Raw genomic sequence first — 24,621 nt, forward strand, 5'->3', positions numbered from 1 at the left:
AATTGCTGCTGTTAAAGTTGTTTTACCGTGGTCAACGTGGCCGATTGTACCCACGTTTACGTGCGGTTTTGTACGTTCAAATTTTTCTTTAGACATTGAAAGTCCCTCTAAAAAACACGGTTATCGATGGTACAATAACACCACATTAACCTAATGTATTGTTTACGGTTTATCTTTAAAAGGAAAGTTGAATTTAGTAAGAGTGGTGCTGATAGGCGGATTTGAACCGCCGACCTCACCCTTACCAAGGGTGCGCTCTACCAACTGAGCTATATCAGCGCTTTCTTGGAGCGGGCAGCGGGAATCGAACCCGCATCATTAGCTTGGAAGGCTAAGGTAATAGCCATTATACAATGCCCGCAGTCCTTAATTCATCTGTCCCATCAAATCGTTGAGAGTGGTGGAGGGAGAAGGATTCGAACCTTCGAAGGCTGAGCCAACAGATTTACAGTCTGCCCCCTTTGGCCGCTCGGGAACCCCTCCACGCTAGATTGAACTTGATTATGAGATGGTGCCGACTATCGGAATCGAACTGATGACCTACTGATTACAAGTCAGTTGCTCTACCTACTGAGCTAAGTCGGCGTCATAAGCAAGTGGTGCGTATTATAGGGAAAAAATTCCCCCTGACAAGTATTTTTTGCAAAAAAAATAAATTTTTTGACTATTCGCTTAATTCACAATCAAAAATACGAAAAATTGCTATGAAATTAAACGATTTATTAAAAATTTTCTGCCAAAGATCCCATTTATAAGGTATATTCGCTAGCAAATTTCACATTTTTTTTGCATAAAATGACTATCAACGCTGATAACACGATGACTTTCACAAGCAATTTAAGCCCATTCTTAACCTTCGACCGCCAGCAATGGGCAGAATTGCGTAAATCCGTCCCATTAAAACTCACCGAACAAGATCTCAAACCCTTACTCGGCTTTAATGAAGATTTATCGCTAGATGAAGTCAGCACAATTTATTTGCCCCTTGCCCGTTTAATTAATTATTACATAGAAGAAAATCTGCGCCGTCAGGCGGTATTAAATCGTTTTTTAGGCGGCAAAAATCCGAAAGTGCCTTACATTATTAGCATTGCGGGAAGCGTGGCGGTGGGCAAAAGCACCTCGGCGCGGATTTTACAATCATTATTAAGCAATTGGCCAGACACTCGCAAAGTGGATTTGATCACCACAGATGGCTTTTTACACCCTCTCAACGTGCTACAACAAAAAAATTTATTGCAGAAAAAAGGCTTCCCAATTTCTTACGATACACCAAAGTTAATTAAATTCTTGGCAGACATTAAATCCGGCAAGCCTAATGTGCAAGCACCGATTTACTCACATTTAACTTATGACATTATTCCCGATCAGTTTGATGTGGTGAACCAACCCGACATTCTGATTTTAGAAGGGCTGAATGTCTTACAAGCGGGTAATCATGCGAAAACCTTTGTCTCCGACTTTGTGGATTTTTCCATTTATGTGGATGCCGATGAAAACTTGCTGCAAGAATGGTATATCCGCCGTTTCTTAAAATTCCGCCAAAGCGCATTTAATGACCCCAATTCTTATTTCAAACATTACGCAAGTTTGTCGGAACAAGAAGCTATTGCCGTCGCCACCAAAATTTGGCAAACAATCAACGGATTAAATTTGAAACAGAATATTTTACCGACCCGTGAGCGCGCCAATTTAATTCTCACTAAAGGCGCAGACCATGCAGTGCAATGGGTTAAACTAAAAAAATAGTAAAATTTGACCGCACTTTTACATCTTTTCGCAAAAGTGCGGTCAAAAAATCCTATTTTTTGAATGTTAGCCAGCCCACAGCAAAGAATCTCATAATCATCATTCCCCCTTATTCAAACGCCACTTATCACAGATACAGAAGAAAAGAAGAGATTTTTGTAAATTTAATGTAAAATACGCCCGATTTGACAATTTAGGAAAGATTTTATGGCATTACTTAATGTATTAATTTACCCAGATGAACGCTTAAAAACTGTGGCGGAGCCTGTGACAGAATTTAATGATGAATTACAAACCTTTATCGACAATATGTTTGACACCATGTATGCGGAAGAAGGCATCGGTTTAGCGGCGACCCAAGTCGATGTGCATAAGCGTGTGATTACCATTGATATTACAGGGGAAAAGACCGAACAGCTCGTCTTAATCAACCCAGAATTAGTGGACAGCGAAGGGGAAACTGGCATTGAAGAAGGCTGCTTATCCTTGCCTGGTTTGCGCGGTTTTGTTCCACGCAAAGAAAAGGTTACGGTGAAAGCGTTAAACCGCCATGGCGAAGAATTTACCCTAAGTGCGGACGGTTTGTTAGCGATTTGTATTCAGCACGAAATGGATCATCTCAATGGCATTGTGTTTGCGGATTATTTGTCGCCGTTAAAACGCAACCGTATGAAAGAAAAATTAATCAAATATCAAAAACAATTGGCGAAACATTCCGCTTAGTCCATTCTCAATCGGGGCAACGTAGCTTGCCCTTATAAATTATGATGATTTCTTGTCCGCACTTTCAAAATCAGCAATGCCGTTCCTGCCAATGGCTGCCAATGGATTATTCAGCGCAGTTGGCAGAAAAACAGGCTCATCTCAAACAACAGCTGCAAAATTTAGATTGTTCCGTATTGCAATGGTTACCGCCATTTCCATCGCCACAAACTGGCTTCCGTAATAAGGCGAAAATGGTCGTTTCGGGTGCAGTGGAACGCCCTATATTAGGCATTATAAATGAACGAAATCAGGCGGTGGACTTAACGGATTGCCCGCTTTACCCTGTTCACTTTGGGGCGATTTTCAATGTGCTTAAAGATTTCATCGGGCGGGCTGGGCTGGTGCCATACAATATCGCCAAACAAAAAGGCGAGTTAAAATATATTCTTCTCAGCGAAAGCCGTGATAGCAGTGAACTAATGTTGCGTTTCGTCTTGCGCTCTGAGCAAAAACTTCCTTTAATCACACGAGAACTGGCTGGCTTATTGCAAAAACTGCCCCATTTAAAAGTGGTTACCGCCAATATTCAGCCTCAGCATGCGGCAATTTTGGAAGGGGAAAAAGAAATCTTCCTGACTGAACAACAGGTTTTGGCAGAACAATTTAATCACATTCCGTTATTCATCCGACCGCAAGGCTTTTTCCAAACTAATCCCGCCGTGGCTGAACGTTTATATGCCACCGCCCAAAATTGGGTACAAGATCTCCCCATTCTGCGGCTATGGGATTTATTTTGCGGTGTCGGCGGTTTTGGTTTGCACTGCGCCATAGCGCTGCGTGAGAAAAATCCAAATGTGGCCCTCACGGGCATTGAAATTTCGCCATCTGCCATTTATTCAGCCAGCTTATCGGCACAAAAGTGCGGTCTAAAAAACGTAAATTTTCAGTCATTAGATGCGGCGAACTTTGCCTTAGGGCAAGAAAGCGATAAGCCCGATCTCGTCATCGTCAACCCGCCACGCCGCGGTATTGGCAAAGCACTGGCTCAATTTCTCAACGAAATGCGACCGCACTTTTTGCTTTACTCTAGCTGTAATGCCATCACCATGGCCAACGATTTGCAGGCACTCAGCCACTATCAAATGCAGAAAATCCAACTCTTTGATATGTTCCCACACACCAACCACTATGAAGTGTTGGCGTTACTAAAACGGATAAAATAGATTAGCGCTGATGCTAATTATCGTAAAATCAAACAAAAAGAGACTAAAAAAGTATAATGCTGTTGATCGTCAACCATTCCCTCTATTTTGAAGGAATGTGCGCTCGATTCAGCTAGATACACCGTCTAAACAGCTTAAAATTCTGCAAAATGGTGTGAAATCTAATGCGGTTCTACTGCAGCCTTTTTATTCTCAAAGGAATTACACTATGATCCCATTTTTAATGTCAAAACCTGGTAAACCAATCCCAGAAGCAGAACAATTAGAACGTTATAATCGTTTAAGATGGCATGCGCTTTTCGGTATTTTCATCGGTTATGTCGCATACTATATTTTGCGTAATAACTTCTTACTTTCATCCCCAGAGCTTATCAGTGAATTTGGTTTCACGAAAAAAGACATTGGTTTTATTTCTGGAACCATGTTGGTGATATATGGCTTAAGCAAGGGCGTTATGTCTGCTTTAGCCGATAAATCAAACCCAAAACATTTTATGATTTTCGGTCTAATGATGTCAGCCGCAGTCAATCTTATGATGGGCTTTAGTGCATCATTCTGGGCTTTCCTATTCCTTTGTATCCTAAATGGGATTTTCCAAGGAATGGGGGCTGGACCTGCTTATGTTGTGTTAGCCAGTTGGTTCCCTCGCAAGTCTCGTGGTGTTACTACTGCTATATTCAATATTTCGCATAATGTAGGCGGTGGACTAGTTGCGCCAATCGCAGGAGCAAGTATTGCATGGCTTGGCACAGAACGCTGGCAAGCCGCACATTTCATCGCCCCTGTCGTGATCGCAACCATCGTTGCAGTTTTAGTTTATGTATTGGGCAAAGGTCGTACCTACAACGAAGGTTTACCGCCGACAAGTAAAATTCTAGGTACAGAACAAGAAGAGTTAATTGTCACTAAAGATGAAAATGTCAACTTAACCACTTGGGGAATTTTCCGTGACTATATCGTAAAAGATATCAATGTTTGGTTTGTTTCATTCATTGATGTATTTACTTATATGATTCGTTTCGGTGTATTAACTTGGTTACCACTTTATCTACTAGAAACCAAAGGTTTCTCGAAAGGTCAAATGGCGGCAGCATTTGCTATTTTTGAATGGGCTGCAATCCCTTCAACGCTATTAGCTGGCTGGCTAACAGATACCTACTTCAAAGGGTGTCGTATGCCACTTTCTATCATCACATTAATTGGTGTAGGAGCATCCATGTTTGCTTACTGGGGCGGACATGATCTATTAACCGTCACAATTGGTGCGGGTATCATTGGCTGTTTAATTTATGTACCGATGTTCTTATCATCATTACAAGCCATTGAATTAGTGCCTTCATTTGCAGCAGGTTCTGCAACTGGTTCGCGGCTTGCTCAGTTATGTTTTAGGAAGCTTTTCTGGCACGGCATTATTTGGGATCTTAGCAGATCACTTTGGCTGGGATGCTGGTTTCTACCTCTTGTTATTCGCAGTTTGTGGTTGTATCTTCTGCTGTTATATGACTCACTTAGGTGTGTTACGTTTAGAAAAGAAAAAGCTAGCACAAGCAGGAAATAATTAATATGCAAAAAAGTGCGGTCAAAAATTTTGTTTTTTTGACCGCACTTTGGCTATTGGGAAAAGATTTTATGGAGAGATGAAGCGAGGTTAATGCTCATCTTCATCATCGAAGAATTCACCATCCTCGCCGTATTCATCTTCTTCTGCGTTTGGATCTTCAAAATAGGTTCCCCATCCATCGTAAATGCCGTCATATTTTGCGACCTGTGGCACGAGTTCTTTTTGTTGGGCGTCAATGATTTCTGATTTTAATTCCGTTTCTGCCACAATATCAAAACAGAACAGAAGTTTACCACTTTCATCTTCAAATTCTTCTGCATCTGAAACTTCATAGCCCATTTTGAAAGCGTCCATTGCGATTTTTTCTAATTGGTCAAAATCATAATGCGCCACATGGTGCTCGATAATATAAAGTGCATCAGGATCGCTGCCATCATTGAGTAAATTTGTGATGATTTCGCGCGTTTCTGCTTGGAGTTCTTCTGGAGTTGGGTGTGTCATATTTTCATCCTTGCAAACAAAAAATCTCCCCCGAAGGGAAGATTTTTGGAAGATTATTTTTTCAATAAATCGCGAATTTCAGACAACAATTCTTCCTGAGTTGGGCCAGCAGGTGCGGCTTCTTCAGGTTTTTTAAGTTTGTTGATGCCTTTAATCATCATAAAGATTGCTAAGGCGATGATAATAAAATCAAAAATGTTTTGGATAAATAAACCGTAGTTTAAAGTTACTGCTGGAGTTTCGCCAACCGCTTCAGCTAATACGATTTTTAAATCTTTGAAGTCCACGCCGCCAGTAATGGTGCCTAATAATGGCATCACAACATCAGCAACGAGTGAACTAACGATTTTACCGAAAGCACCGCCGATGATTACACCGACTGCCATATCTACAACATTACCGCGCATTGCAAATTCGCGGAATTCTTTCATAAAGCTCATAAAATGTCCTTGTATAAAGTTAAGTAAGGGTGTTTGTTTAAAAAACGGTCGTATTATATGGATTTCCTATTATTTGTCTAGATAAAAAACGCACTAGGCTGAAACAATTTTTCGATCTCCGTTACCGCTTTTTTATCTGACAGATAAACGACAACATGATCATGCTCTTCAAACACCACGTCTTTCTTCGCAATGATGACTTCATTTTGGCGTAAAATTGCACCGATGATAGCTCCATTTGGCAGCTTGAGTTCAGAAACTTTGCGTCCAATCACATCAGAAGTGGTTGGATCGCCGTGTAGCACCACTTCCAACGCTTCGGCAATCCCATGGCGCAACTGCGCTACGTTTACAATATCGCCCTTGCGGATATGGCTTAATAATTCCGAAATCGTGGCTTGCTGCGGCGAGATCGCAATATCAATGGCGCCGCCTTGAATTAAGCTGATATATGCCATACGCTGGATAAGCACCAGTGCTTTGGCAGCGCCCATACGTTTGGCTAATAGCGCAGACATAATGTTCGCTTCATCATCGCTGGTGAGTGAAATAAAGACGTCAACTTCTTCAATATGTTCTTCAAATAATAAGGATTGGTCAGAAGCATCGCCGTTAAATACCATAGTTTTAGATAATTTTTCGGCTAAATACTCTGCACGTTCTGAATTGCGTTCAATTAATTTAAGCGAACATTGATTTTCTAGGCGTTGGGCAACATTTAAAGCGATATTCCCTCCGCCCATAATCATCACTCGGCGATATGGGCGCTCTAAACGCTGCAATTCCGACATAATGGCTTTGATGTGGATAGTCGCACAAATAAAGGTGACTTCATCGCCCGCTTCAATAATAGTGGAAGCTTGCGGGCGAATAAATTTATCTTGGCGCAAAATCGAAACAATGCGGCAATCAATATGGGGCATATGTTCGCGTAAGGCAGAAATCGCATAGCCCACTAATGGCCCACCGTAGTAAGCTTTGCACACGGCAACGCTAATTTGCTGATCGGCAAAGTGCGCAATTTGTAATGCGCCAGGGTAATCAATTAAATGAATGATTTCGTCCGTCACCAAGGCTTCTGGGGAAATAATATGATCTATCGGCAACACTTCGGGCTGGAATAAACGATCTTTTTCGCGCCAAAAATCACTATTGCGGATACGAGCAATTTTAGTAGGCGTATTAAACAACGCCGCACCCACTTGGCACGCTACCATATTTATTTCATCAGAATTGGTCACCGCCACCATCAAATCTGCATCTTGCGCCCCCGCTTCACGCAAGACCGTAGGCGATGATGCCGAGCCTTGAACCACGCGCAAATCGTGTTTATCTTGTAAATTATCAAGCCGAGTTTCGTTATTATCCACAAGGGTAATATCGTTATCCTCACTCACCAAATTTTCTGCAAGCGTAGTGCCAACCTGCCCTGCGCCAAGAATAATAATTTTCATAAAATCCGCCTTTGCTCATTTTGTGTGGCTATATTAACGGAAATTCAGCGAAAAATCCGCAAAGTGCGGTCAAATTTCTCCTTGTTTTTGATATACTGCATCCTTATTTTATATTGCGGAGAAAAACGGTGGACTTACATAATATTCGTGCCGAGTACAGCAAGCAGGAATTATCGAGCAAACAATGTGATGCAAATCCGTTAAAACAGTTTGAAAAATGGCTCAATGATGCGATGACGGCGAAGGTAAACGAGCCGACTGCGATGAATATTGCCACCGTGGGCGAAAATGGCAAGCCGAGTAGCCGTGTGGTACTATTGAAAGAATTAAATTCACAAGGCTTTGTTTTCTTTACTAATTATTTAAGTCAAAAAGGCAAAGCGCTCGCAGCCAATCCTTTCGCCGCATTGAATTTTTTCTGGCCAGAGCTAGAACGCCAAGTTCGAGTGGAAGGGCAAGTGCAGAAATTAGACGAGCAAGCCTCTGATGAATATTTCGCAAGCCGCCCCTATACCAGCCGAGTGGGTGCTTGGGCAAGTGAGCAAAGTGCAGTCATTTCTGGCAAAAATTCGCTCTTAGCGAAAGCTGCGATGATTGCAGCGAAACACCCGTTAAACGTGCCTCGGCCGCCACACTGGGGCGGCTATGTTGTGGTGCCAGAAAGCATTGAGTTTTGGCAAGGTCGCCCAAGCCGTTTGCACGACCGCATTCGCTATCGTTTAACACAAGGCGAATGGATTAAAGAGCGTCTTTCGCCATAGGAAATCATTATGACATATAACAAATTACGTATCGAATGGGACTGTCGCCGCGGTATGCTAGAACTAGACAAAGTGATTATGCCCTTTTATCAGCAGCACTTTGACAACTTAACCGAACCGCAAAAAGAAACATTTATCCGCTTGCTTGCAAGCACAGATTTGCAACTTCTCTCTTGGTTTTTTAACCGCACTTCTGCGCCTGATGCAGAGTTGCAAGGTATGGTTGATCTTATTCACGACACATTAAAATTATCTTCTTAAGAATTTCTGAAGATTTTTTGAACTTTTAGTAAATTACTGGCTCTAACTTTTCAACTATACTGTTTGAGCTGTGATGATTTAAGCGATAATTGGAGTTATATGGCTGAACAGCTGACAGATCAAGCTTTGGTAGAACGTGTCCAGCAAGGTGACAAAAAAGCGTTTAATTTATTGGTTTCTCGTTATCAAAATAAAGTGGCTGGGTTGCTAACCCGTTATATACCGCGTAATGACATTCCTGATGTCGTGCAAGAATCCTTTATTAAAGCTTACCGTTCAATAGAATCTTTTCGTGGCGATAGCGCGTTTTACACATGGCTTTACCGAATTGCCGTCAATACGGCTAAAAATTATCTAACGGCGCAAGGACGCCGCCCGCCAAGTGAAGATATTTTGGCGGAAGACGCGGAAAGTTATGATATGGGTTCTAACTTACGCGATCTAGGCACACCTGAAAACGAATTGTTGTCAGCGGAATTGCGTAAAGTTGTTTTTGATGCAATCGAAGGAATGCAAGAAGAATTAAAAACGGCGATTACATTGCGCGAACTTGAAGGTTTAAGTTATGAAGAGATCGCCGAAATTATGGATTGTCCTGTCGGCACAGTTCGTTCTCGAATCTTTCGCGCACGAGAAATTATAGAAAATAAAATTAATCCGTTAATTCAACGTTAAAATTAAAACTGGGGTATTTAAAATGCAAAAAGAGTTACTTTCTGCGTATGTTGATGGTGAACATGTAAGTAACGAATTCACTGCAGAGTTATGTCAAAATGCTGAGCTTCAAGCCAGTTGGAATAATTTTCATGCAATTCGTTCGGTAATGCGTGAAGAAACACCTGTTTTTTTAGGTGCAGACTTCACGGCTAAAATGGAAGCGTTAATTGATGCAGAGCCAGAAATGGTTTCTCAACCTACGCCTGAAGAAGTGGAACAACTTCCATTTGTGCAAAAATTAAAAGCACTGTTTACACCATTAACTCAAGTGGCTGTCGCTGCGGCGGTATGTTTGGTTGCTGTATTTGGTGTACAAACGTTTAACGCAAGCCAAGCGGATAAAGCGTCAGATATTCCTGTGTTACAAACAACTCCTATGTTATTGCAAGGCGCACAACAACCCGTAAGTTATAATGCCCCCGCTAAAGATGTCGCTACCCTAGGACAGCTTGAGCAAAAAAATAAACGTATGGGTGCGTTATTACAAAACTACGAAATTCAACGTCGCGCACAAGAAAATGCACAGAAATAACGAGATGACATTTAAATTCACCACCACTTTGGTGGTGAATTCTTTTGTAAAATATGCCAATATTTGACCGCACTTAATGCGGTTTTTGTATTTTTATTGTGGATAGAAAGTCATGTTAATAGAAAGTGCGGTCGTTATTGACTATAAATCTGGCATCGCAAAAGTAAAATGCCAATCTCAAAGTGCTTGTGGCAGCTGCGCCGCAAAAGCCAGTTGTGGTTCATCAGTGCTTTCAGAACTTGCAGGCGAGCAAGAGCATATTTTTCAAGTGGAAACCATTACGCCAGTGTCAATTGGTCAACGAGTAGAAATTGGCTTGCCAGAACGCTCTTTATTACAATCTGTTAGCTTAGTCTATGTGTTGCCGTTGCTCGTAATTTTATTGAGCACCTTTATTGGCAGCCAATTATTTTCGCATGAATTACTTCTTGCGCTCTTTATTTTGGTGTGTACTGCAACGACATTTATTGGCGTGCGATTTTATAGCCAAAAACTCAATAAAAAATCGGCATTTCAGCCGATTTTGATACGCGTGTTAAATTAGTAATAAGAGTGTTCACCGCGTTGGTGTTCTGTTACATCTTTAGCGCCTTTTAATTCGCCCTCAAAGAGCTGCACTAATTGTTTTTCCACCCCTTCTTTCAAGGTTACATCCACCATTGAACAGCCGTTGCAACCACCACCAAATTGCAAAATTGCATAACCATCTTCAGTGATTTCCACCAACGTGATACGTCCGCCGTGGCTGGCAAGTTGTGGGTTAATTTGAGTTTGAATCACATAATCTACACGTTCAATTAAAGGGGCATCATCAGCGACTTTACGCATTTTGGCATTGGGTGCTTTTAATGTTAATTGCGCGCCTAATTCTTCGGTTACATAATCAATTTCCGCGTCTTCTAAAAAAGGCAAACTGATCTCATCCACAAAAGCAGAAAAACCGTCATATTTCATTTCTATATCACGTTCTTCCACCGCATTGGCAGGACAATATGACACGCCACATTCTGCGTTTGGTGTGCCTGGATTGACCACAAAAATACGAATACTGGTGCCCTCTTCTTGTGTGGCAAGTAATTTACGAAAATGCGCTTGTGCCGCATCTGAAATTGTAATTTGTTCCATAATCTTTCCTAAATAAACTGAGTATTGCGCTAGGATAATACGCTGATATGGGCGTTTATGCAAATTTTCAAGGGTGCTATAATAGCGCAAATCATAATTCTAACGATACTTAAAATGGCGAAATCAAATTATATTACGCGCGCAGGCTGGAATGCTTTAGACCAAGAGCTGAAATATTTATGGAAAGAAGAACGCCCCAAAGTGACCCAAGCAGTTTCAGACGCGGCGGCATTAGGGGATCGTAGCGAAAATGCGGAATATATTTATGGTAAACGCCGCCTGCGTGAAATTGATCGGCGCGTGCGTTTTCTGATGAAGCGTTTAGAAGTGTTACAAATCGTAGATTATCACCCCCGTCAAGAGGGCAAAGTCTTTTTTGGCGCGTGGGTGGGGTTAGAAACGGAAGACGGGGAGCTAAAGCAATATCGAATTGTTGGCTGCGATGAATTTGACCCCGCCAAAAATTGGATCTCTGTCGATTCTCCCGTTGCCCGAGCTTTAATTGGCAAAACCCTTGATGACGAAGTCAGCGTAAACACGCCATCAGGCAAAATAACCTACTTTATTAACCGTATTTGGTATGAAAAATAAAGTTATCGTTGGCAAAAGTGCGGTCAAAAAATAAGAAATTTTTTAATATTCCCACTCATCAGGGTTAACGCCCAAATCACGCATAATTTCTTTTGCGGCTTCTGGAATTTCGTCATTGCGTTCTTTTAACAGATCCGCATCGGTTGGCAATGGTTGCCCTGTGAATGCGTGCAGAAAGGCTTCGCAGAGCAGCTCACTATTGGTGGCATGGCGCAAGTTTTTTATTTGACGGCGGGTGCGTTCGTTAGTCAGAATTTCCAATACCTTGATAGGAATGGATACCGTAATTTTCTTCACTTGTTCGCTTTTTTTGCCGTGTTCTGCATAAGGGCTGATATATTTGCCATTCCAATTTGCCATGCTCAATCCTGATTTACTTAATTCAAAATATCTGCGCTATTCTAATCAAATTTTGCTCAAATCTCAATCTAGCCGTACAGACTGCTAGATTGCCACATTTACAAAACTTTACACAATCTTACACAACCTTTTATGAAATGGGCTGACTAATGCTAAGCCTAGTACATACTAGCCCGCTTAAACGCGGAATTTTACTTATAGAGGTCTATGAAAATGAAAAAACTTTTTGCTGAATTTTTCGGTACATTTTGGTTGGTATTCGGTGGTTGTGGCTCTGCGGTGTTAGCAGCGGCTTATCCAGAATTGGGTATCGGTTTCGCTGGCGTTGCGCTTGCTTTTGGTTTAACCGTATTAACCATGGCTTACGCCGTTGGCCATATTTCTGGCGGACATTTTAACCCTGCAGTAACTTTAGGATTAGTGGCTGGCGGTCGTTTCCAAGCAAAAGATGCAGTAAGCTACATTATTGCGCAAGTTGTTGGTGGGATCGTTGGTGCCGCAGTGCTTTATGCTATCGCTTCAGGCAAAGCAGGTTTTGATGCTGCCACAAGCGGTTTTGCTTCAAATGGTTTTGGCGAACATTCACCAAACGGTTATTCTCTAGGTGCGGTGGTTATCGCTGAAATCTTATTAACCGCATTCTTCTTAATCATTATCCACGGTGCAACAGATAAAAGAGCACCAGCAGGTTTCGCACCAATCGCTATTGGTTTAGGCTTAACCTTAATCCACTTAATTAGCATCCCTGTATCTAACACCTCTGTAAACCCTGCTCGTTCAACAGCGGTGGCTATATTCCAAGGTGGTTGGGCGCTTGAACAATTATGGGTATTCTGGGTAGCACCAATTATTGGTGGTATTATCGGCGGTCTTATTTATCGTTCATTATTAGAAACAAAAGACTAAACCCCAATTTCCGTATGATAAAGCGGCTTATGCCGCTTTTATTTCATCCTACGTTGTTAAAAAAGTCCGTCAAAAATCACTGCGGTAATGACAACCCAAGGGATTAGTGATAATTACAAAATAGTTCACCTATTACAGTAAATGCTTGTTATTTTGTTGAAAAAGGCTTTATATTGCATAAAGTCTTTTTTCGTTTCATATATAAGGAAAAAATAATGAATCAAGTAACTTTAATGGGCAATCCAGTAGAAGTGGCGGGAGAATTTCCCCAAGTTGGCACAAATGTCGCAGATTTTACTTTAACCGATAAAACGCTGGCTGATGTGGCACTTTCATCATTCACAGGGGTGCGCAAAATATTAAATATTTTCCCAAGTATCGACACTGGCGTATGTGTGACATCAGTGCGTAAATTTAACGCTAAAGCGGCTGGTTTAGCGAACACTGTCGTGCTTTGCATTTCAGCTGATTTACCTTTTGCGCAAGCTCGTTTCTGTGGCGCCGAAGGTATTGAAAACGTACAAACTTTATCCACATTTCGCCATAAAGAAGTACAACGCCAATTAGGTGTCGATATGCAATCAGGAATGCTTGCAGGTTTAACGGCTCGCGCGGTGATCGTATTAGACGAACACAATAACGTATTGCACAGCGAATTGGTTTCTGACATAAAAAATGAGCCTGATTATGATGCGGCATTGGCGGTATTAGCATAACGCATTCTTCTCATACCACACTTTGACTTTAGTGCCGCTTTTTGTAGTCCAAGGCTGCATTAATTTGATTACAAGAGTGCTCTATAATCCATTCGTTTTTTATTGGAGAAAAATATGTCTGACATTCAACGTTTACAACCTGCCAAATTATGGCAATGGTTTGACCAAATTTGTGCGATTCCACACCCTTCTTATCACGAAAATGCGCTAGCAGAATTTATTGTTAACTGGGCAAAGAGCAAAAATTTATTTGTAGAACGTGATGAAGTGGGAAATGTGCTGATTCGCAAGCCTGCAACATCGGGAATGGAAAATCGCCCGTCTGTTGCACTGCAAGCCCATTTAGATATGGTGCCGCAAGCCAATGAAAATACCCAGCACAATTTCTTAACCGATCCAATTCAACCACGCATTCAAGGGGAATGGGTTACGGCAACTGGCACCACATTAGGCGCGGACAATGGAATAGGTATGGCATCAGCGCTTGCTATTTTAGACAGCGATGATGTGGCGCATCCAGCCCTTGAAGTATTGCTCACGATGACAGAAGAAGCGGGTATGGAAGGTGCGCTTGGATTGCGTGCAAACTGGCTACAATCCAATGTAATGATTAATACTGACACCGAAGAAAACGGCGAAATTTATATTGGTTGCGCAGGCGGCGAAAATGCAGATTTAAGCCTGCCAATTCATCGTCAACCCAATAAATTCCCTCACTGTTTCCATATTGCGATCAAAGGATTAAGCGGCGGACATTCAGGCTGTGATATTCATACGGAACGTGGCAATGCGATTAAACTTTTAGGCGTATTTTTGACCGCACTTCGCTGTGTAACTGAAGATTTTGCTATCGTCAATATCTATGGTGGTTCTGTGCGTAATGCTATCCCGCGTGAAGCCTTTATCACTTTAGCGATAGATGACGCCACCCTGTTAACAATGGTCGTGGAAAAATTTAAAGAGGTTTTAAAACAGGGATTGCCTGAAGATCCGAATGCAGAAGTTATCGTCAGCGCTCAAGCTTTACCTGATGAAACCTTTGATATTCCTACGACAAAAACCATCACTCATCTACTTTCTGCCTTGCCAAATGGCGTGCAAGCGTTTAGTCAAACGGTGAAAAATGTTGTGGAAACCTCATTGAGTATCGGCGTGTTAAGAACGGAAAATGACCAATTAAAAGGCACCATTTTATTACGCTCATTAATTGAGGGGGGAACGGATGAAGTGAAAAAAGAACTCACAGAATTACTACAACAAAGTGGGGGCAATGTCGCTTATTCGGGCTATTACCCTGGTTGGGAACCGCAACCCGATACCGAAATTCTTACTTTAACGAAAAAATTATATGCTGAAATTTTAGGTCATGAACCAGAAATTAAAGTCATTCACGCAGGGCTAGAATGTGGTTTATTGAAAAAAATCTATCCTAATTTAGACGTGGTATCCATTGGGCCGACTATCCGCAATGCACATTCACCCGATGAAAAAGTGCATATTCCTGCGGTGCAAACCTATTGGACATTGTTGACTAAACTGTTAGCCAATCTTTAATACTTAAATTCTCTCGCATAAAACAAAACCCGAACAATTGTTCGGGTTTCTTTTTCATATCTTGTTAAATAAGAATTAACGATATGGTTGATTTAATGGTACTTCAGCATCTGGTTGTTTAGTGATACGGTTACGTAAATCACGACGAATCATCTCAATTGACCAGAACCAGAAAATGTGACCCACGAATTCAGAAATATGTTCGTATAATGGCCAATCAGCAACTGGTGGAGTTAAACCTAATGCTGGGAATGTGATGTAGTGAACACAGATATCTGCGATTAAACCCGCACCAACACCTTGCCAGAATTTAATTTTAGGGAAGATTTCCGCAACGATACAATAACCGATTGCAAAAACTAAAGAAAATAGAATGTGAGTTACACCAATCCAGTTGAACGCTTGATCCGCAAATGTGAACACAGCTTGAGTTGGATCGATACCAATGTAGTCACGCAAAAATACATGTGGCGGATTTAAGAATGCACGAGAACAAACTTCTAACGCTTGTGAAGGATCTTTACATGCTGCAGCGAAGAAATCGAGTGGGCTGCGTGGTGGGAATGGATGCTCACCACCCCATTTTACGAATGCAGAAATTACACCTGCGATAATACCAACGAAAATCGCTACGCCATAACGGCGGCGTGATGGTTCTGTGAATAATGCCATATTGAGGCTCCGAGTAAATAAGAGAAATTTTAACCGCACTTATCATCAGTTGCGGCGCCTTAGTTACCAATCTAGTGAACAAGATCAGTGCGCTGATTTTATGCCCTTAAATCAAATAGTCAAGTAAAACATACTCGAAAGTGGTATGTTTACTGCTCAAAAATATCGCCATCGCGCAAAATATGTACATTTCCCTTGCGGCGTAAAAAACCACAACGGTCGAAATATTCAATAATCTGCACCGTGAGTTTCCGCCCCATTTGCAATTCGTCACGCAGCTGATTAACGCTAATATTGCCTTGCACCAACACCATTTCTTTCACTCGTTTCGCATAAGCATAAATGGTTTCCGTTAAGAAAAAACGGTCTTTAACAATCGGCATTAAATACCCCAATTTTCCTGCTTTATACAAGAAATTACGCATAGTTGTTTCATCCACATCAAGCGTGAGTGCCACATCACGAACCCATAATGGTTGCCCAGACGCTTTTACAAATTCACCTAATACCAATTTCCACAGTGCCATTTCTTCAGCAGAAAAAGCCAATTTATGTTCTGGCAAATGCAACCAACCACGGCTTTGCGCCAATTGCCCCGCAGACAATAATTCATCAATCAAATAATAAATTAATTTTTCAGGTTGATTGAGCGCAGCCATACGATACAAACGCGCTTTACTTACCCCAATTTGATCGCCATGATGCTGATGATAGTCCGCAAGTGCGGTCAAAATTTTATGATTTTGTTGGCGTTGATAATCCCCATTAAAACACCAATCTTGAAAGCGCACTTGTTTATTTTTTTTAATAATTTCAGCGAGTTGTGGCGCGGTTAATTGTTCTATCCAACATAAATCTTGCGCTTTCACCGCTTGATTTTGAAGATAAAGCTGTATGCGTTGTGCCGCATTTTGTGCCTGCTGCAAAAATGTAAGAAAATTTAACCGCACTTCACTACGTTTATGGCGTTTTGGCGAGTGAATTTCTAACACCTGCGCGCCCGCCAATAAATGTTTGTTATCGCCACTACGCACGATCAATTTATCGCCAAAGGCTAAAAATAACGGTTTTTCTAAAATAATTTCCGCCAACGCCTGTTCCGTTGGTTGCGCCATTTTGCTTGTTAGCAACCCGAGTTTCCCCACCGTGCGTGACGCAGCGTGATAAATATGTATCGCTTGGTTTTCGTTGAGCAAGGTTTCCGCACAAAGTTGCACCGTGATGCGGTCTGTTGGCTTGGGCGGCGTTTGAGAAAATAGCCAATCCCCACGTTCAATTAAAGTGCGGTCAATTTCGGCATTAATATTCAGCGCCAAACGCTGCCCAGCCAGCCCTTGTTCACTTGGCTGATTTTGCGCATGAATCATCTTCACGCGCACTCGTTCCCCTGAAGAAAGAAACAACTCATCGCCCACTGAAACCTTGCCGCTAAATGCTGTGCCAGTAACCACGGTTCCCGCCCCTTTCACGGTGAAAATACGGTCAATGGCATAACGGAATGGTTTCTCCACCTCGGCAAGATTAGGAAGTGCGGTCAAAAATTCGCGTAATTCTGCGATGCCTTGCATACTTGTCGCGGAAGTAACAAAAATAGGCGAGTCGGCTAAAAATGGATAATCTGCTTTGATTTTAGCTTTAAGATCGTCAATTTGCTGCGAACTGACACGATCTGCTTTAGTAATCACCACAAAAATTTGTTCTAGCTGTAATTGTCGCAAAATTGCCAAATGCTCTTGGGTTTGCGCTTGCACACCTTCATCTGCTGCTACAATCAACATTGCATAATGAATGCCGCCTAGTCCTGCGAGCATATTGGCTAAAAACTTTTCATGCCCTGGCACATCAATAAAGCCCAGCACTTTTTCGCCCACGGGCAAATAGGCATAACCCAAATCAATGGTCATTCCTCGTTTTTTTTCTTCTGGCAAATGCGCCGTGTGCGTGCCTGTCAATGCCTGTAACAGCGCTGTTTTACCGTGATCCACATGACCACTTGTAACAATAATCATAGTTCTTCCAAAGTTGCTAATAACAGTTCCACATCCGCCACAGAACGCAAATCCAGCCAAATTTTGCCTTGTTCCACACGCCCGATCACAGGAATGCTCAGTGATTTAAAGCGGGCTAAAAGTGCGGTCAATTTTCCTCGAGTTTCGGCAAGGGTCACCGCCACCGAAGGAATCTTCGCCATAGGTTGTGAACCACTGCCAATTTGCGCTGAACTTGCTTCGATCTGCAATGAAAATTCATCTTTAAGGGATTTTTCTAACTGTGCTTTTAGGCGTTCTGCTTTAAGGTGCAAAATGTCGATAGATTGAGTGAGTAAGTGAAGAGTTGGCAAGCGTTCAGCCAATTTTTCTGGTTGAAGATATAAACGCAATGTTGCCTCTAACCCCGCTAGAATGGCTTTGTCGCAACGTAGTACACGCTTAAGGGGATGCGCTTGTAGCTGTTCAATCAAGGCTTTTTTACCCACAATAATTCCTGCTTGCACACCGCCTAATAATTTATCGCCAGAAAATGAAATCAAATCCACGCCTTGGGCAAGTTTTTCTTGCACCGTTGGCTCTTTCGGCAAATGATATTGGCTAAGATCTATCAACGCACCGCTACCAAGATCGCTGATAACGGGAATCCCAAATTCCTGACCCAGCGCCACTAATTCCGCCTCTTCCACAGCCGAAGTAAAACCACAAATTTGGTAATTACTGCTATGAACTTTCATTAAAAATGCCGTATTTTCGTTGATTGCGCTGCGATAATCTTTTAAATGGGTGCGATTTGTGGTACCCACTTCCATCAAGGTACAACCTGCTTGAGCCATAATATCAGGAATGCGAAATGCCCCACCAATTTCAATTAATTCGCCACGAGAGATAATCACTTCTTTGCCTTTGGCAAAAGTTGCCAGCATTAATAGCACGGCTGCCGCATTATTATTCACCACACAAGCGGCTTCTGCCCCTGTGATTTCAGTGATTAAATCGCTAATATAATTATCACGATGGCTGCGTTGCCCTTCGACTAAATCATATTCCAAAGCCACATTTCCACGCATTGCCGCAAAGGCTGCCTGTTGCGCACTTTTTGCCCATAATGCGCGCCCTAAATTGGTGTGCAATACCGTACCCGTGAGATTATGCACCGCTTGAATGTTCACCTGACGCTGTTTGTTCAATTGTTGTTTAATTTCGGCAAAAGTGCGGTCAATTTCGGTAAAATATTGTGGAAGTTGGTTATTTTTTTGAATTGATTGACGCCCTTGCTCAATCAATTTACGGCAAATATTTACCACAGCAGTATGCCCAAACTCATCAATGAGCACTTCACCTTGTGGCGTTTTGAGTAATTTATCAACTGAAGGAAGTTGGCGATATAATGCGGTCATAGTTTCTCTCGTGATAGGCAATGAAAGTTGTCATTATAACGCAAAAAACACAATTGGCGGGAATGCCCATTAGCAACTTTTTCTTTTCGCTGATTCAAGAAAAATCTTGGATTTTTTTGACCGCACTTCAATAATCAGTTAAAGTAAGCGCATTGTGGAGGGGCGTTGTTTCCGGTGAAGCGGCAGGACTTCAAATCCTGTTAAGGACGCCAGCGTTCTTGGGTGGGTTCAACTCCCATTCCCCTCCGCCAATTCACCGCAGTCAACCAAATATTCTTGATTAAGAATCCTTATAAGATCTCATAATAGATCAATCTCATTTTATCTCTATGTCAATTTTTCTCTTTTCTAATTCAGTAGTTATTTGTACTTTCTCTACCACATTGATGAATAAGAGATTAAAAAAGGGCTAAAATATTTTAGCCCTTTTCATTGCTTATCAATTTTATTTATGCATGATTACCATTGATAACCATATCCAGCGCCATATGATACTCCATTACGAGTATCAGCCCCAGTATTAAGCTTGATAATATGTTTACCATTGCTAGAAGAATGAGAATAACCCACTGCAATTGCATGCTCTCCTCTATGACCGCCAGCACCAACACCAAACATAGATCGACCTGCTGTCGTTGCTTGTGGAATAGATGCAATCGCTACAGCACTTGCAATACCTGCACGGTTACGTTTGTTATCACGATTTTGTTTCTCACGTAATCCTGCAACATCTGATTTAACATTATTAATCAGCTGATTATTGTCATTCACCTGTGCTTTAACTTGGTTCAACTGTTTTGCAGTTGCTGCAATATCATCTCTATTAACAGCTATACCAGCTTTGTTTGTTGCTATGTCTCGTTTATTAACGTCAATGGCTGCACTATTAACTAAAATACTACCTTCATTCTCTGCAATTTTAGCTGTATTTGTCGCAATACTATTTTTATTCGCTGATATATCAGTTGTATTTCTTGCAATACCTACCGCATTAATTCTAACGCCTTCTTCATTAATTCCAATGTTTTCTGCATTAGTTGCGATTTTATCTGTATTTTCTGCAATGCCTTTGGCATTAGCTGCAATATCTGTTTTGTTTGCTGCGATGCCCCGTTCATTAACGTCAATGGCTGCATTATTAACTAAAATACTACCTTCATTCTCTGTAATTTTAGCTGTATTTGCCGCAATACTATTTTATTCGCTGATATATCAGTTGTATTCTTTGCAATACCTACCGCATTAATTCTAACGCCTTCTTCATTAATTCCAATGTTTTCTGCATTAGTTGCGATTTTATCTGTATTTTCTGCAATACCTTTTGCATTAGTAGCAATATCTGTTTTATTTGCTGCGATACCTCGTTCATTAACACCAATGGCTGCACTATTAACTAAAATACTACCTTCATTCTCTGCAATTTTAGCTGTATTTGCCACAATACTATTTTTATTTGCTGCTATATCTGCTTTATTTGTTGCAATATCAGTTTTATTCGCAGCAATGCCTTGCTGATTCGCTTCAACACCGGCTGTATTCACTAAAATATTCGTTGCATTATCTCCAATTTTTTCCATTACAGAATAAAGTTGAGATCCATTTACGGCATCGGTCGATGTTTTAGAAATATTACCAGCAGCTACATTTATAATTTGGCGTTCAGAACCTTCTCTACCAAGGCTAACGATACCCTTGCTATCAGAACCGACACCCGAAAAACCAGAATACTCTAAGCCATTTACACTTACTGAACTTTCTGCTGTTGCTGCTCGATCAGTAGATGAATTACCCAAAACAATGCTATTAGCTTGCGTTGTTGCAATATTATTTCCTAATACATATGTATTTTCTGTATTAACAGTATTTTCTGAACCAATAGCACCAGCATTATTACCAGATACATTATTATTCGTACCAATACTGATTGCATTATCACCGAAAGCGTTTACATAATAGCCACTGGCAATAGAATGATCACCGCTAGCCTCGGTCTGTGTTCCTGTTGCAATCGAATGAGCTCCTAAAGCCTTAGAATTATTACCCGTAGCAATCGCACTCTCCCCTTCAGCTCTTGCATAACTCCCTGAAGCTACAGAACTAAATCCTAAAGCTCGAGTAGCGTAACCAGTAGCCGTTGCCTGACGATAAGTAGCTTGAGCATCATTACCAATAGCTGTTGTAGAACGGTCCCCAGCAATAGCCGAATAGCCAACAGCCGTGGACGTTTGTCCTTTAGCTTGTGCAGAAGCTCCCACTGCAGTTGCGTATTGTACAGTTGCTTGAGCACCAGACCCATAAGCACTAGTCTGAAGCTCTGTTGCTTTTGATTGCACACCTACCGCGGTGGAATTTGCACCTAAAGCTTGAGTATCATATCCAATTGCTATAGCAAATTGTTATGTTGCTGTTGTATTTTGACCTATAGCAATACTGCCTGTTGCTGTGGCTAACGAATTTGTTCCTATTGCAGTAGCATTTTCTCCTGTTGCAGTACCTACAACAGAATCTGCTTGAGCTACACCACCTACGAAGAAAGTCCCCATAGCTAACAGTGAAGTTGCTAATTTCTTTTTATTCTTTGTTTTCATAAGTCCTCTTACTATCTAATATTAAATATTTTTACTTATATTAATTGAAAATATTATTACACATAACAGTACTACTTGGAGCAAACTCCACTCATGATTTTATTTTATATCTTGTTATTTTTAAAGTGTTTTTTAGATATTTATAGAAAATTATAAAACGATTAGATTAATGATAATATTGCACACTAACCCTATCAAGAAAAGGGTGTTTTACTCCAATAGAATTAATGATATCCCCCCCCCCAAATATATTCATTCAATCAATAAGTAGCCGCAATTTTAGACATATCGTAGAAGATTCAAATAAAGGAATAAGCTAGCGATTTACATCGCCATCCATTAAATCAAGCTAGCCTTTTTAAGAAAGTTAACAATGCCATTTTCTTCAATATGATCGGTGACAAAATCCGCCACCGCTTTTAATTCTTGGTGTGCGTTTCCCATTGCCACGCCGACTCCCACAACTTGTAGCATTTCTAGATCGTTTAAGCCGTCACCAAATGCCATCACATTTTCCATTTTTAAACCTAAATGGTGTACTGCGGCTTGAATGCCCCTCGCTTTTGAGCCTTCGGCATCGAATAAATCTACGGAATCTACATCCCAACGCACGACTCGTAATCCTTCTAAGATTCCTGAGCTTTCCACAAGTTCGTCTTGTTCCGCACGATAAAAGGGCAAGATTTGGAATACTTCATGGCGTTGGTAATAGGTTTTATCAATATGATAGCCAGTAAGTACGGGATCTAATGCTGAATGAAGTTCTGGCGTTGCATTCGAGATATACACATCATCTTGAGAAACAAAGGCGTATTCAATGTTATGCCTGTCGAAAAAATTCACTATTTTGCCAATTTTCTCAGTCGGAATAGGGTGCTTTTCAATTTCTTTTCCTTGATAAGTGGCGTATTGTCCGTTCATCGTCACAAAAAGCTCAATGCCTACTTCATCAATTAATTGATAAATTTGTGGCGGCAAACTGCAAGGGGCGCGCCCTGTGGCAATGGCGGGCATAATGCCGTTGGCTTTTAGCTGACGCAGCGCAGGAGCAACGCTTGCGGGGAGGTGATCTTTAAATTTAACAAATAAGGTGTCATCAATATCAAAAAAGACAATTTTAATTTGCTCACGCAAGTTTGGTATGCTTGAAATGTTCATATGCCCTCTATTTTTGTGATCTGTATTCCAAAATGAACTGAGAAAAAAGTGATTTAACCTTTCCTGAGATACATTAGCCTCAAGCTAATAATAGGAAAGAAAGATGAATATTTTGGGCTTTCGCTGTGTGCAATGTCAAGGGCAATTACAAATCAGCATCCATGGCTTATGCAGCCGTTGTCATCGTGAAATCCGCCATTTTCCCTATTGCGGTAAATGTGGTGCAGAGTTGCCCCATTGTGCGATGTGGTGCGGTCAATGTTTGCGCAATGAGCCAAACTGGGATCGTCTAGTAATGGTGGGGCGTTACAACGAGCCGCTTTCATCACTAATTCACCGCTTTAAATTTCAAAATCAGTTCTGGCTTGACCGCACTTTGGCTCGTTTGCTGCTATTAGCCATTTATCAAGCTAAACGAGAACACGGACTAATCTTGCCTGAGGCTATTTTGCCCGTTCCCTTGCATCATTTTCGACAATGGCAGCGGGGATATAATCAAGCGGATTTGCTTGCACGCAGGCTCGCTAAATGGCTGCATATTCCCGTGCAAAATCAGTCATTACAGCGCAATAAACGCACACCAACCCAACGAGGGCTCACAGCAAAAGCACGGCGAAAAAATCTCAAAAATGCTTTTAGTATCGCCGCCGAATTTCCTTATCAGCGAGTTGCAATAGTAGATGATGTGTTGACGACAGGTTCAACGGTTAATGAAATTGCGAAATTATTACGCAAAATAGGCGTGCAAGAAATTCAAGTTTGGTGTTTGGCGCGAACTTAAAATTTGGGGCTGTTCCAGATAAATTCAAAAAGTCCCATGTTGGAGTACACTACCAGAATGAGAAAGTCGTCTAAGTCAGCATAAACAATTTAAACTTATTGAGCTATTCGTTGGAGGTGTAATAACAAGAATAGCGGCAGCATTAGTTAATGTAAACAAAAATACGGCAAGCTATTATTTCCATCGATTGCTTATCTATCAAAATAACACCCACTTTGAAATGTTCTAGGGGGAAATCGAAATTGATGAAAGCTATGGTGGTATCCGTAAGGGGAAACGTGGTCATGGTGCAGCGGGTAAAACGGCAGTATTCGGGCTTTTAAAGCGTAACGGTAAGGTTTATACCGTTGTTGTGCCGAATACTCTAACAGCCACCTTACTGCCAATCATTCGACAAAAAGTAAAACCTGATAGTATTGTTTACACTGATTATTATCGTAGCGATGATGTGTTAGATATGAGAGAATTTAATCATTACACTCCAATATTAGCATCACAGATACTTCTAATATGGACTTCTCCTTTTCCTATTCTACTCATTCTCTGTCAAGTGCAGTCATTTTCCCTAAAATTTCTATTATTTCTATCTCTGGTATTTCTATTTCTAACTGAGTTTTAAAATAAATAAAAGAGATGAATACTAATCTTATTTCATCACCCATTACTCATTACTCATTACTCATTACTCATTACTCATCATTTATTCTCTGCCCTTTTTGCGTTTTATAACAACAAAAAAAAGCCCCAGCATTCCTGCTAGGACTTCTGCCTCTCGGCTATAATATAATACCTGGCGGTGACCTACTCTCACATGGGGAATCCCCACACTACCATCGGCGTTACGGCGTTTCACTTCTGAGTTCGGCATGGGGTCAGGT

26 protein-coding genes, 5 tRNA genes, 1 rRNA gene and 2 pseudogenes are annotated in these 24,621 nt (G+C 41.3%); 16 read left to right on the forward strand and 18 right to left on the reverse strand.

Going from position 1 to position 24,621, the window contains the following annotated elements:
• The 5 genes from C8D76_RS09140 to C8D76_RS09160 form a co-directional block, all read right to left on the reverse strand.
• On the reverse strand, positions 1–96 hold a 96-nt coding region (locus tag C8D76_RS09140; protein ID WP_001967706.1), incomplete at its 3' end, for a GTP-binding protein.
• Between the two features lie 107 nt (positions 97–203).
• Positions 204–279: transfer RNA gene (locus tag C8D76_RS09145), tRNA-Thr, on the reverse strand.
• A 7-nt stretch (positions 280–286) separates the two neighbouring features.
• Positions 287–361: transfer RNA gene (locus tag C8D76_RS09150), tRNA-Gly, on the reverse strand.
• A 37-nt stretch (positions 362–398) separates the two neighbouring features.
• A tRNA-Tyr gene (locus tag C8D76_RS09155) sits at positions 399–483 on the reverse strand.
• 26 nt (positions 484–509) lie between these two features.
• Positions 510–585 (reverse strand) — tRNA-Thr (locus C8D76_RS09160).
• Between the two features lie 234 nt (positions 586–819).
• On the opposite strand from C8D76_RS09160, the gene coaA reads away from it, so the two are divergent.
• From coaA to C8D76_RS09180, 4 genes and pseudogenes are all read left to right on the forward strand, one after another.
• On the forward strand, positions 820–1,749 hold the full coding sequence (gene coaA / locus C8D76_RS09165; protein WP_116632499.1) for a type I pantothenate kinase: 930 nt from the start codon (positions 820–822) through the stop codon (positions 1,747–1,749).
• 207 nt (positions 1,750–1,956) lie between these two features.
• Positions 1,957–2,472, forward strand: a complete 516-nt coding sequence (gene def / locus C8D76_RS09170) for a peptide deformylase (protein ID WP_116632477.1) — start codon at positions 1,957–1,959, stop codon at positions 2,470–2,472.
• 44 nt (positions 2,473–2,516) lie between these two features.
• The gene (gene rlmC, locus C8D76_RS09175) at positions 2,517–3,677 is read left to right on the forward strand and encodes a 23S rRNA (uracil(747)-C(5))-methyltransferase RlmC (protein WP_116632500.1); all 1,161 of its coding nucleotides are present in this window, start codon (positions 2,517–2,519) and stop codon (positions 3,675–3,677) included.
• A gap of 208 nt (positions 3,678–3,885) precedes the next feature.
• A pseudogene (locus C8D76_RS09180) lies at positions 3,886–5,239 on the forward strand (MFS transporter).
• Between the two features lie 86 nt (positions 5,240–5,325).
• Here C8D76_RS09180 and rraB read toward each other — a convergent pair.
• From rraB to trkA, 3 genes are all read right to left on the reverse strand, one after another.
• The gene (gene rraB / locus C8D76_RS09185; RefSeq protein ID WP_116632478.1) at positions 5,326–5,739 is read right to left on the reverse strand and encodes a ribonuclease E inhibitor RraB; all 414 of its coding nucleotides are present in this window, start codon (positions 5,737–5,739) and stop codon (positions 5,326–5,328) included.
• A 53-nt stretch (positions 5,740–5,792) separates the two neighbouring features.
• Positions 5,793–6,179 carry a large-conductance mechanosensitive channel protein MscL gene (gene mscL, locus C8D76_RS09190; protein ID WP_116632479.1) on the reverse strand — a complete coding sequence of 129 codons (387 nt, stop codon included), beginning with the start codon at positions 6,177–6,179 and terminating at the stop codon, positions 5,793–5,795.
• Positions 6,180–6,256: 77 nt separating this feature from the next.
• Positions 6,257–7,633, reverse strand: coding sequence for a Trk system potassium transporter TrkA (gene trkA, locus C8D76_RS09195; RefSeq protein WP_116632480.1), 1,377 nt, complete (start codon positions 7,631–7,633; stop codon positions 6,257–6,259).
• Positions 7,634–7,761: 128 nt separating this feature from the next.
• Between trkA and pdxH the strand changes: the two genes are divergently transcribed.
• The 5 genes from pdxH (at position 7,762) to C8D76_RS09220 (ending at position 10,448) form a co-directional block, all read left to right on the forward strand.
• Positions 7,762–8,394 carry a pyridoxamine 5'-phosphate oxidase gene (gene pdxH, locus C8D76_RS09200; protein WP_116632481.1) on the forward strand — a complete coding sequence of 211 codons (633 nt, stop codon included), beginning with the start codon at positions 7,762–7,764 and terminating at the stop codon, positions 8,392–8,394.
• 6 nt (positions 8,395–8,400) lie between these two features.
• Positions 8,401–8,655, forward strand: coding sequence for an FAD assembly factor SdhE (locus C8D76_RS09205; RefSeq protein WP_116632482.1), 255 nt, complete (start codon positions 8,401–8,403; stop codon positions 8,653–8,655).
• A gap of 99 nt (positions 8,656–8,754) precedes the next feature.
• Positions 8,755–9,330 carry an RNA polymerase sigma factor RpoE gene (rpoE, locus tag C8D76_RS09210; RefSeq protein ID WP_116632483.1) on the forward strand — a complete coding sequence of 192 codons (576 nt, stop codon included), beginning with the start codon at positions 8,755–8,757 and terminating at the stop codon, positions 9,328–9,330.
• 22 nt (positions 9,331–9,352) lie between these two features.
• Positions 9,353–9,904, forward strand: coding sequence for a sigma-E factor negative regulatory protein (locus tag C8D76_RS09215; RefSeq protein ID WP_116632484.1), 552 nt, complete (start codon positions 9,353–9,355; stop codon positions 9,902–9,904).
• Positions 9,905–10,016: 112 nt separating this feature from the next.
• Positions 10,017–10,448, forward strand: a complete 432-nt coding sequence (locus C8D76_RS09220; protein WP_116632485.1) for a SoxR reducing system RseC family protein — start codon at positions 10,017–10,019, stop codon at positions 10,446–10,448.
• On the opposite strand, the gene nfuA is transcribed toward C8D76_RS09220, so the two are convergent.
• The gene (nfuA, locus tag C8D76_RS09225; protein ID WP_116632486.1) at positions 10,445–11,029 is read right to left on the reverse strand and encodes a Fe-S biogenesis protein NfuA; all 585 of its coding nucleotides are present in this window, start codon (positions 11,027–11,029) and stop codon (positions 10,445–10,447) included. The two genes, C8D76_RS09220 and nfuA, sit on opposite strands and share 4 nt — an antisense overlap.
• Before the next feature lie 114 nt (positions 11,030–11,143).
• On the opposite strand from nfuA, the gene greB reads away from it, so the two are divergent.
• Entirely contained in the window at positions 11,144–11,620 is a 477-nt protein-coding gene (gene greB / locus C8D76_RS09230) for a transcription elongation factor GreB (protein WP_116632487.1), read from the forward strand.
• A 42-nt stretch (positions 11,621–11,662) separates the two neighbouring features.
• Here the strand turns inward: greB and metJ are convergent, their stop codons facing one another.
• On the reverse strand, positions 11,663–11,980 hold the full coding sequence (gene metJ, locus C8D76_RS09235; protein ID WP_116632488.1) for a met regulon transcriptional regulator MetJ: 318 nt from the start codon (positions 11,978–11,980) through the stop codon (positions 11,663–11,665).
• 213 nt (positions 11,981–12,193) lie between these two features.
• On the opposite strand from metJ, the gene aqpZ reads away from it, so the two are divergent.
• The 3 genes from aqpZ (at position 12,194) to C8D76_RS09250 (ending at position 15,156) form a co-directional block, all read left to right on the forward strand.
• A complete protein-coding gene (gene aqpZ, locus C8D76_RS09240) occupies positions 12,194–12,886 on the forward strand; it encodes an aquaporin Z (RefSeq protein WP_116632501.1) in 693 nt (230 codons plus the stop codon).
• A gap of 215 nt (positions 12,887–13,101) precedes the next feature.
• Positions 13,102–13,602: a thiol peroxidase gene (tpx, locus tag C8D76_RS09245; RefSeq protein ID WP_116632489.1), complete on the forward strand. Its 501-nt coding sequence runs from the start codon at positions 13,102–13,104 to the stop codon at positions 13,600–13,602.
• 114 nt (positions 13,603–13,716) lie between these two features.
• Positions 13,717–15,156: an aminoacyl-histidine dipeptidase gene (locus C8D76_RS09250; protein ID WP_116632490.1), complete on the forward strand. Its 1,440-nt coding sequence runs from the start codon at positions 13,717–13,719 to the stop codon at positions 15,154–15,156.
• Positions 15,157–15,231: 75 nt separating this feature from the next.
• On the opposite strand, the gene C8D76_RS09255 is transcribed toward C8D76_RS09250, so the two are convergent.
• From C8D76_RS09255 to selA, 3 genes are all read right to left on the reverse strand, one after another.
• Complete coding sequence (locus tag C8D76_RS09255) at positions 15,232–15,828, reverse strand: YagU family protein (protein ID WP_116632491.1); 597 nt, start codon at positions 15,826–15,828, stop codon at positions 15,232–15,234.
• 149 nt (positions 15,829–15,977) lie between these two features.
• Entirely contained in the window at positions 15,978–17,837 is a 1,860-nt protein-coding gene (gene selB, locus C8D76_RS09260; protein ID WP_116632492.1) for a selenocysteine-specific translation elongation factor, read from the reverse strand.
• Positions 17,834–19,216, reverse strand: coding sequence for an L-seryl-tRNA(Sec) selenium transferase (selA, locus tag C8D76_RS09265; protein WP_116632493.1), 1,383 nt, complete (start codon positions 19,214–19,216; stop codon positions 17,834–17,836). The genes selB and selA overlap by 4 nt, the downstream gene beginning before the upstream one ends.
• 156 nt (positions 19,217–19,372) lie before the next feature.
• On the opposite strand from selA, the gene C8D76_RS09925 reads away from it, so the two are divergent.
• Positions 19,373–19,467 (forward strand) — tRNA-Sec (locus C8D76_RS09925).
• 208 nt (positions 19,468–19,675) lie between these two features.
• Here the strand turns inward: C8D76_RS09925 and C8D76_RS09930 are convergent.
• The 4 genes from C8D76_RS09930 to C8D76_RS09285 form a co-directional block, all read right to left on the reverse strand.
• Positions 19,676–20,008 carry a YadA C-terminal domain-containing protein gene (locus C8D76_RS09930; RefSeq protein WP_165814364.1) on the reverse strand — a complete coding sequence of 111 codons (333 nt, stop codon included), beginning with the start codon at positions 20,006–20,008 and terminating at the stop codon, positions 19,676–19,678.
• A 350-nt stretch (positions 20,009–20,358) separates the two neighbouring features.
• On the reverse strand, positions 20,359–21,603 hold the full coding sequence (locus tag C8D76_RS09275; RefSeq protein ID WP_341476712.1) for a hypothetical protein: 1,245 nt from the start codon (positions 21,601–21,603) through the stop codon (positions 20,359–20,361).
• Positions 21,604–21,612: 9 nt separating this feature from the next.
• Positions 21,613–21,804, reverse strand: coding sequence for a left-handed beta-roll domain-containing protein (locus C8D76_RS09280; RefSeq protein WP_116632496.1), 192 nt, complete (start codon positions 21,802–21,804; stop codon positions 21,613–21,615).
• A 339-nt stretch (positions 21,805–22,143) separates the two neighbouring features.
• Positions 22,144–22,962, reverse strand: a complete 819-nt coding sequence (locus C8D76_RS09285) for a Cof-type HAD-IIB family hydrolase (protein ID WP_116632497.1) — start codon at positions 22,960–22,962, stop codon at positions 22,144–22,146.
• Positions 22,963–23,065: 103 nt separating this feature from the next.
• Here C8D76_RS09285 and C8D76_RS09290 point away from each other — a divergent pair, with 103 nt between their 5' ends.
• Both C8D76_RS09290 and C8D76_RS09295 read left to right on the forward strand, forming a co-directional pair.
• On the forward strand, positions 23,066–23,743 hold the full coding sequence (locus tag C8D76_RS09290) for a phosphoribosyltransferase family protein (RefSeq protein WP_116632498.1): 678 nt from the start codon (positions 23,066–23,068) through the stop codon (positions 23,741–23,743).
• A gap of 97 nt (positions 23,744–23,840) precedes the next feature.
• Positions 23,841–24,221 (forward strand): annotated as a pseudogene (locus tag C8D76_RS09295) (transposase); the annotation flags it as partial.
• A 310-nt stretch (positions 24,222–24,531) separates the two neighbouring features.
• Here C8D76_RS09295 and rrf read toward each other — a convergent pair.
• A 5S ribosomal RNA gene (gene rrf, locus C8D76_RS09300) occupies positions 24,532–24,621 on the reverse strand; the annotation flags it as partial.

It is taken from the genome of Alitibacter langaaensis DSM 22999 (assembly GCF_003096995.1).
Taxonomy (GTDB): Bacteria; Pseudomonadota; Gammaproteobacteria; order Enterobacterales; family Pasteurellaceae; genus Exercitatus; species Exercitatus langaaensis.

Excerpts from the sequence above, each read along its gene's own strand:
- coaA (WP_116632499.1), top strand. The coding sequence starts at position 820 with ATGACTTTCACAAGCAATTTAAGCCCATTCTTAACCTTCGACCGCCAG.
- def (WP_116632477.1), top strand. The coding sequence starts at position 1,957 with ATGGCATTACTTAATGTATTAATTTACCCAGATGAACGCTTAAAAACT.
- rlmC (WP_116632500.1), top strand. The coding sequence starts at position 2,517 with ATGATTTCTTGTCCGCACTTTCAAAATCAGCAATGCCGTTCCTGCCAA.
- rraB (WP_116632478.1), bottom strand. The coding sequence starts at position 5,739 with ATGACACACCCAACTCCAGAAGAACTCCAAGCAGAAACGCGCGAAATC.
- mscL (WP_116632479.1), bottom strand. The coding sequence starts at position 6,179 with ATGAGCTTTATGAAAGAATTCCGCGAATTTGCAATGCGCGGTAATGTT.
- trkA (WP_116632480.1), bottom strand. The coding sequence starts at position 7,633 with ATGAAAATTATTATTCTTGGCGCAGGGCAGGTTGGCACTACGCTTGCA.
- rpoE (WP_116632483.1), top strand. The coding sequence starts at position 8,755 with ATGGCTGAACAGCTGACAGATCAAGCTTTGGTAGAACGTGTCCAGCAA.
- C8D76_RS09215 (WP_116632484.1), top strand. The coding sequence starts at position 9,353 with ATGCAAAAAGAGTTACTTTCTGCGTATGTTGATGGTGAACATGTAAGT.
- C8D76_RS09220 (WP_116632485.1), top strand. The coding sequence starts at position 10,017 with ATGTTAATAGAAAGTGCGGTCGTTATTGACTATAAATCTGGCATCGCA.
- nfuA (WP_116632486.1), bottom strand. The coding sequence starts at position 11,029 with ATGGAACAAATTACAATTTCAGATGCGGCACAAGCGCATTTTCGTAAA.
- greB (WP_116632487.1), top strand. The coding sequence starts at position 11,144 with ATGGCGAAATCAAATTATATTACGCGCGCAGGCTGGAATGCTTTAGAC.
- metJ (WP_116632488.1), bottom strand. The coding sequence starts at position 11,980 with ATGGCAAATTGGAATGGCAAATATATCAGCCCTTATGCAGAACACGGC.
- aqpZ (WP_116632501.1), top strand. The coding sequence starts at position 12,194 with ATGAAAAAACTTTTTGCTGAATTTTTCGGTACATTTTGGTTGGTATTC.
- tpx (WP_116632489.1), top strand. The coding sequence starts at position 13,102 with ATGAATCAAGTAACTTTAATGGGCAATCCAGTAGAAGTGGCGGGAGAA.
- C8D76_RS09250 (WP_116632490.1), top strand. The coding sequence starts at position 13,717 with ATGTCTGACATTCAACGTTTACAACCTGCCAAATTATGGCAATGGTTT.
- C8D76_RS09255 (WP_116632491.1), bottom strand. The coding sequence starts at position 15,828 with ATGGCATTATTCACAGAACCATCACGCCGCCGTTATGGCGTAGCGATT.
- selB (WP_116632492.1), bottom strand. The coding sequence starts at position 17,837 with ATGATTATTGTTACAAGTGGTCATGTGGATCACGGTAAAACAGCGCTG.
- selA (WP_116632493.1), bottom strand. The coding sequence starts at position 19,216 with ATGACCGCATTATATCGCCAACTTCCTTCAGTTGATAAATTACTCAAA.
- C8D76_RS09280 (WP_116632496.1), bottom strand. The coding sequence starts at position 21,804 with ATGAAAACAAAGAATAAAAAGAAATTAGCAACTTCACTGTTAGCTATG.
- C8D76_RS09285 (WP_116632497.1), bottom strand. The coding sequence starts at position 22,962 with ATGAACATTTCAAGCATACCAAACTTGCGTGAGCAAATTAAAATTGTC.
- C8D76_RS09290 (WP_116632498.1), top strand. The coding sequence starts at position 23,066 with ATGAATATTTTGGGCTTTCGCTGTGTGCAATGTCAAGGGCAATTACAA.